Annotated in this window: 8 protein-coding genes; 5 read left to right on the top strand and 3 right to left on the bottom strand. The window is 69.2% G+C overall.

Annotated elements, in window-relative coordinates; genetic code table 11:
- Positions 1-198: hypothetical protein (locus DM816_RS44060; RefSeq protein ID WP_211589055.1), on the bottom strand; the 198-nt coding region annotated here is incomplete at its 3' end.
- Between the two features lie 18 nt (positions 199-216).
- On the opposite strand from DM816_RS44060, the gene DM816_RS39495 reads away from it, so the two are divergent.
- Genes DM816_RS39495 through DM816_RS39485 form a run of 3 tightly spaced genes read left to right on the top strand, consistent with a single transcriptional unit; the run spans position 217 to position 3444 of the window.
- Positions 217-1818: a WG repeat-containing protein gene (locus DM816_RS39495; RefSeq protein ID WP_246002643.1), complete on the top strand. Its 1602-nt coding sequence runs from the start codon at positions 217-219 to the stop codon at positions 1816-1818.
- Between the two features lie 23 nt (positions 1819-1841).
- A complete protein-coding gene (locus DM816_RS39490) occupies positions 1842-2456 on the top strand; it encodes a DUF998 domain-containing protein (protein ID WP_117215592.1) in 615 nt (204 codons plus the stop codon).
- Complete coding sequence (locus DM816_RS39485; protein ID WP_117215591.1) at positions 2446-3444, top strand: aldo/keto reductase family protein; 999 nt, start codon at positions 2446-2448, stop codon at positions 3442-3444. The genes DM816_RS39490 and DM816_RS39485 overlap by 11 nt, the downstream gene beginning before the upstream one ends.
- A 380-nt stretch (positions 3445-3824) precedes the next feature.
- On the opposite strand, the gene DM816_RS39480 is transcribed toward DM816_RS39485, so the two are convergent.
- Positions 3825-4676 carry an NAD(P)/FAD-dependent oxidoreductase gene (locus tag DM816_RS39480; protein WP_117215590.1) on the bottom strand — a complete coding sequence of 284 codons (852 nt, stop codon included), beginning with the start codon at positions 4674-4676 and terminating at the stop codon, positions 3825-3827.
- A 51-nt stretch (positions 4677-4727) separates the two neighbouring features.
- Here DM816_RS39480 and DM816_RS39475 point away from each other — a divergent pair, with 51 nt between their 5' ends.
- The gene (locus tag DM816_RS39475; RefSeq protein ID WP_117215589.1) at positions 4728-5333 is read left to right on the top strand and encodes a helix-turn-helix domain-containing protein; all 606 of its coding nucleotides are present in this window, start codon (positions 4728-4730) and stop codon (positions 5331-5333) included.
- A gap of 91 nt (positions 5334-5424) precedes the next feature.
- Here DM816_RS39475 and DM816_RS39470 read toward each other — a convergent pair whose 3' ends face one another.
- Complete coding sequence (locus DM816_RS39470; protein WP_117215588.1) at positions 5425-5616, bottom strand: hypothetical protein; 192 nt, start codon at positions 5614-5616, stop codon at positions 5425-5427.
- A 31-nt stretch (positions 5617-5647) separates the two neighbouring features.
- Between DM816_RS39470 and DM816_RS39465 the strand changes: the two genes are divergently transcribed.
- The coding region (locus DM816_RS39465; RefSeq protein ID WP_162908320.1) for a bifunctional adenosylcobinamide kinase/adenosylcobinamide-phosphate guanylyltransferase at positions 5648-6277 on the top strand (630 nt) is incomplete at its 3' end.

Raw genomic sequence — 6277 nt, 5'->3', positions numbered from 1 at the left:
GGCCCGCCGCCCCCGCCACCTGGGCGCATGGGACCACCGCCACACCAGCAGCCGCACGGCCGGCCGGTGATGCCGCCACCGCCGCCGGGCCAGCGGCCGCCCATGCCGCCACCTCCGCCGCCCGGTCAGCAGATGCCGCACAACGGTCCCCAGATGGGCCCGCAAGCGGGCCCGCAGATGGGTCCACAGTTGCCGCACAATGCGCCCGTGACGGCGATGCCCGGTCAGCAGATGCCGCACAACGCGCCGGTCACGGCCATGCCCAATGCCCCGGTGACCGCGATGCCGAACGCGCCCGTGACGGGTGTGCCGGTGACGGGCATCCCGACCTCGCCGGCCGTGGCCACGCCCGACACGGTCATGCCCGTGGCGCAGAGCGCGGCCGGTGCCGCGACCGCGCTGACCGCGCCGACGATGATGCACCCGGTCGTGGTCAAGCTGGGCGCGCCCGCCCCCGCGCCGCTGGAGGTCGAGGAGGAGCCTTCGCCTGAAGCCTCGCTTGAGGAGAGCGGGCCCGATCCGGAGCAGGTGCTCGCGGCCAAAGAATGGCACTTCCATCACGAGACGCTGCGCGAGCTGGTCGACAACCCCGACGAGCTGCGCGAGATCCGCGACAAGCTGACCGAGAAGCTGACCCCCGCGACGGATAACGCGACCCGGGCGCGGCTGCTGAGCCTGCGCGCGGTTGTGTCGCGGATCCTGGGCGATCTGACCAAGGCGCTCTCGGACGGCAAGATGGCGCTCGTGCACGCCGAGGCGACCGGTGAGCTGCGGCGCATCGCGATCGCCAAGGCACGGCTGGCGCATGTGCTGCAGTGGCGCGGCGACTTCGCGGAGGCCGACCGGCTGTTCGCCGAGGCCAACTCCACGGAGCTGCCCGACCGGCTGCGCGCGACCCTGCACGAGCACGCCGGGCGGTCCTGTCTGGACCAGGGGCGTTACATCGAGGCGTTCAACCACTTCGAAGCCGCGCTGGAGCTGCGCAAGGTCGAAGACCCGGAGCTGATCGCGCGCACCGAGATGGCGCTCGACGCGGTCTCACTGAAGATCGCCGAGAACGGCATGGGGCCCTATCCCCGTACCAAAGAAGAGATTTTGCAAATCAAGAAGCCCCCGTCGCCGAAGTTCGACGAGCGCAAGCAGTGCTGGGGGTTCGTCGACTCCGACGGGCAGCAGGTGATCAAGCCCGCGTTCGCCGACGTGCAGCCGTTCCGGGACGGGGTGGCCTGGGTGCGCCGACGCGAGACGCCGAACTGGGAGCTGATCGACGAGGCGGGCAAGCGGCAGATCGACGCGTCGGTCGGGCTGCTCGGCGTCGGCTCGTTCTCCGACGGGCTCGCGTGGGTGTCCAAGGACGGCAACGGCGGCTGGATCGCCATCGACAAGTTCGGCAAGGTGGCCATCTCGACCGGGTTCGAGGATGTGCGGCCGTTCCGGCGCGGGCTCGCGGCGGTGCGCCGGGGTGGCTGGGGCGCGGTGGACAAGCAGGGGCGGGTGGTCGTGCCGTTCCAGTTCACCGGGTTCGCCACGGCCCTGACCGACGGGCGCTACATCGACGGCTTCTCCGATGAGGGACTGGCCATCGTGGACGCGGGTGGCCGCAAGGGCATCGTCGAGCGGGGTGGCAAGATGATCGTGCCGCCGGTGCACCCGGCTTTGGTGATCCACCCGGTGGCGTTCCTGGTTGCTTCGCCAGAGGGGCGTTGGGGCGCATTGGATCGCAAGGGCCGGCCGTTCATCGATCCGCTGCTGCCCAGCCGCCAGGCGGTGATGGAGGAGCTCGACCGCCTGCTGGCCGACACCAAGCCGGTGTTGTAGTGCGTGCTGGAGCGGGTGCTCTGATGTGGTTCGTGCAGCCGCTGTATGTGGTGTCGGAGTTCGTCACGGCAGCCAAGGTGACCGCGCCATACAGCTTCGTGGACAACACCATCAGCGATCTCAGCGCGGCGACATGCACGACCGTGGACTATCCACACGGGCCGGTGCCGGTCTGCTCGCCCTGGCACGGCCTGATGAACGCGTCCTTCGTGGTCTTCGGCCTGCTGCTGCTCGTGGGCGCGGTCCTGCTGCGCCGCACGTTGCCCTCCGGCGTCGCGGCCACGGTTTCCGTCGTGCTCTGGGTGGTATCGGGTTTGAGCTCTATCGGGACCGGCCTGGTCCCGCTCGATCGCGACCTGGCACTGCACTCGCTGCTGTCGCTGCCCGTGTTCCTCGCCCAGCCAGTGGCGATCATCACGCTGGGGGTGGCGTTGCGCGGCCGTCAACGCGCGCTTGCTTTGGTGGTCGGGGTCGTGTCGCTCGTTGGCACTGTGGCCTTTCTGGCCCTGACGGGCAGTGCCGAGTTCGGTGGGCTGGCCGAGCGGCTCGCGCTGTGGCCCGGCTATCTGTGGCTGCCGGTCGCAGCATGGTCACTGGCAGCCGACAGAAGCCGGATAGGGTTGCGCCATGGAGTTTAGGCACCTTGGCCGATCAGGCATGCTCGTCAGCGAGATCTCGTACGGAAACTGGATCACCCATGGTTCGCAGGTTGAGGAGGATGCGGCGCACGCCTGCGTCAAGGCGGCGCTCGACAGCGGCATCACGACCTTCGACACGGCAGACGTCTACGCCGGCACGCGCGCCGAGGCTGTGCTCGGGCGGGCGCTGAAGGGCGAGCGCCGGGAGGGGCTGGAGATCTTCACGAAGGTCTTCTGGCCCACCGGGCTGGGGCGCAACGACCGTGGGCTGTCCCGCAAGCACATCATGGAGTCCATCAACGGCTCGCTGAAGCGGCTGCAGACGGACTATGTGGACCTTTATCAAGCGCACCGCTACGACTACTCCACCCCGCTGGAGGAGACGATGGTCGCGTTCGCGGACATTGTCCACAGTGGAAAGGCGCACTATATCGGCGTGTCCGAGTGGAAGGCTTCGGAGATCCGGGCCGCGCACGCGCTCGCCACCGAGCTGAAGGTGCCGCTGGTGTCCAGCCAGCCGCAATACTCGATGCTCTGGCGGGTCATCGAGGCCGAGGTGGTCCCCACGTGTGAGGAGCTCGGCATTGGCCAGATCGTGTGGTCGCCGCTGGCGCAGGGCGTGCTCACGGGCAAATATCTTCCGGGCCAGCCCCCGCCCGCCGGCTCGCGCGCGACCGACGAGAAGTCGGGCGCCGGCTTCGTCGCGCACTGGCTGTCCGAGGAGACCCTGACCCGGGTGCAGCAGCTGCGCCCGCTGGCCGAGCAGGCCGGGCTGACCATGGCCCAGCTTGCCGTGGCCTGGGTGCTGCAGAACCCCAACGTCTCGTCGGCCATCATCGGCGCAACCCGCCCGGAGCAGGTCCACGACAACGTGAAGGCCAGCGGGGTCAAGCTTGAGGCCGGCCTGCTGAAGAAGATCGACGAAATCGTGGACCCGATCACCGAGCGCGATCCGGCCAAGACGGTCTCCCCGGCCAAGCGCCCGTAGCGGCTCTTGATCGTTGTCACGCCCTGGGCATTGCGTTGATCCAAGTCACGCCTGGGGTGCCAGAAAGCGCTTCCGCACTCCAGGCGTGACATCGATCAAGCCTTCGCTCAGCGCGTGGCAACGATCCAGCTCTCGCTCACCGCGTGGCAACAATCCAGCCGTCGCTCAGCGCGTGGCAACAATCCAGCTCTCGCTCAGCGCGTGGCAACAATCCAGCCGTCGCTCAGCGCGTGGCAACAATCCAGCCTCAGCGGCCGGCGGCGTGGCGATCAAGGCGCTCGCCGTGGGAATGGCCGCCCGGCCGGGTATACGCGCCACCACGTCGTTGATCATGAAGTTGGCATCGCGACGCGCCGTCGAGCATGGACGTAAGTTCATAATCAACGCTGGAGGGCGAGGGCGGTGTCTTCCTCGGTGAGGTCGGCGTTGATTGCTACGGCGGCCGTGACGCCCAAGGCGGCCGACTGCATGAGACCGGCCTTGACGTCGTCGGCGTTGCCCGCGAACCAGATCCCGCTGGTGTCGTCACCGTCCACAAGGGAGCGGCGCGGCTCGAATTGGGGCTCCACGACGATGGCACGCCGCGCGATCACCTCGCCGGAGCGCAGGCGCACGCCGCTGAGGCGGTCGTTGGTGACCTCGATGCTCACGACCTCGCCCGCGACCACGGTGATGCCGCGCGCCTCCAGCCGCTTGTCGTCCACCGGCGGCTGGGTGTGCTGGAACAGCACGATGTCCGGGCTCCATTGCCGCCACATCAAGGCGACCTCGACCGCACGCGGCCCGGTGGCGAGCACGCCGAGCGGCTGGTCGCGCAGGTCCCACCCGAAGCAGTAGGGGCAGTGCACGACATCGCGTCCCCAGCGCTCACTCAATCCCGGCACATCCGGCAGCACGTCGTCCAGGCCCGTGGCGACGAGGACGCGGCGTGCCTCGTGTTCGGTCCCGTCGGCGAGCGCCACGCGGAAACGCCCATCCGGCAGGCGTTTGACCGCGGTCACCGTGCCGTCGACGACCTGCGCGCCATACCCGCGAACCTCCAGCCGGCCGATCTTCAACAGTTCGCGCGGCGGGATGCCGTCGCGCGTGAGATATCCGTGGGTGTGCGCGGCGGGCGCGTTCCTGGGCTCCCCCGCGTCCACGACGAGCACCGAACGGCGCGCCCTGGCCAGTGCCAAGGCCCCGGCCAGCCCGGACACGCCGCCCCCGATCACTACAACATCGTTGGTCATACGGGCGAGTCTGCGTGGTACCGGATGGGATCGGCAAGGAAACTTGCTGTTATGGCAAACGAGCTGCACACCGTGTTGAACGCGGTCGGGCCGAGGCTGCGCGCGCTGCGCAGGCAGCGCGGCACCACGCTGGAGCAACTGGCCGAGACCACGGGCATCTCGGTCAGCACACTGTCGCGATTGGAGTCAGGCGGGCGCAGGCCCACCCTCGAACTGCTGCTCCCGCTGGCGCGGGCCTATCAGGTGCCGCTGGACGAGCTCGTGGGCGCGCCCCAGACGGGTGATCCGCGCGTGCACCCACGCCCGGTCAAGCGCGGCGGCTCGACCTGGGTGCCGCTTACCCGCGACCCGGGCGGGATCCGGGTGTTCAAGCAGATCATGCCCGCCTCACCGGTGAAGCACCTGGAGCTCAAGACGCACGAAGGCTACGAATGGGTGTATGTGATCAGCGGGCGCCTGCGGCTCGTGCTCGGCGACAGCGAGTTCGTGGTCGAGGCGGGCGAGGCGGCCGAGTTCGACTGCCGCATCCCGCACGCTCTGGCCAACGCGGGCCCGCAACCGCTGGAGCTGCTGAACATTTTCGGCCCGCAGGGTGAGCGCGTCCACCTGCGGGCAAGAGCGACCAAACCCGCGGACCGCCGGCGGCGTCTGGACTGAGCGATCTTGGGGTGGGGGCCCCAAGATCGGGACGGAAGACGCCGCCACCAAGGGCGGTCCGCCCGCGACTTGCTTTAGCAGGAGCAAAGAATTAGGGCTTGAGGGACATCTTGTACTCGACGCGGTCGTCCTCGACCAGCACGGCCGTCGCGATGCCCGAGCCCAGCAGGTCGCGCCAGGTCTGGCCCAGCCACGACTCGGCGTCGGCCTGGCTGGTGAAGTCTTCCCGCGGCCCGTCCACAGGTTTGCCGTTTTCTGCTTCATACCGCCAACGCCATGTCATGTGGATCAGATTAGACGCTAACCTCTGGAGCATGGTCGGAGGGAAGGTCTTGGTGCTGGGCGGGATTCGCTCGGGCAAGAGCGCTTATGCGGAGTCTCTGCTGGACGAGGCGGAGCGCGTGCGATATGTGGCGACCGCCGCGGCGGACGAGGGCGACGCCGCGTTCGCCGAGCGCATCGCGGCCCACCGCTTCCGCCGGCCCGCGTCGTGGGAGACGGTCGAGACCGGCGGCGAGCCGGGCGGGCTGATCGAGACGATCAGCGCGGCCGACGTGCCCCTGCTGGTCGACGACCTGGGCGGCTGGGCCGCCGGGCTGCTGGGGCGCACGGACGCGGGCGAGCTCGTGGCCCAGCTCGCCGAAGCGATCGAGCGCAGCAATGTCGGCGTCGTGCTCGTGAGCCCGGAGGTGGGGCTGTCGGTGGTGCCGCCGACCGAGGCGGGCGTGGAGTTCGCCGATCTGGTTGGCCGGCTCAACCAGGCCGTGGCAAGGGTGTGCGACACCGTGACCCTCATCGTGGCGGGCCAGCCAACTGTGTTGAAGAAGGGAAGGCCCGCGCCTGCGCCCAAGAAGGTCGTCCAGCAGGAGGCGCTGACCGAGCAGACCCAGCAGCTGCCGATCGTGCAGACCGGGCTGACGGTGATCGCCCCGGGGATGGACCTG

It is taken from the genome of Allorhizocola rhizosphaerae (assembly GCF_003426775.1).
Lineage (GTDB): Bacteria > Actinomycetota > Actinomycetes > Mycobacteriales > Micromonosporaceae > Allorhizocola > Allorhizocola rhizosphaerae.
Note: the sequence above shows the minus strand (reverse complement) of the source record. Positions and strands in the feature narration are given on the sequence as shown.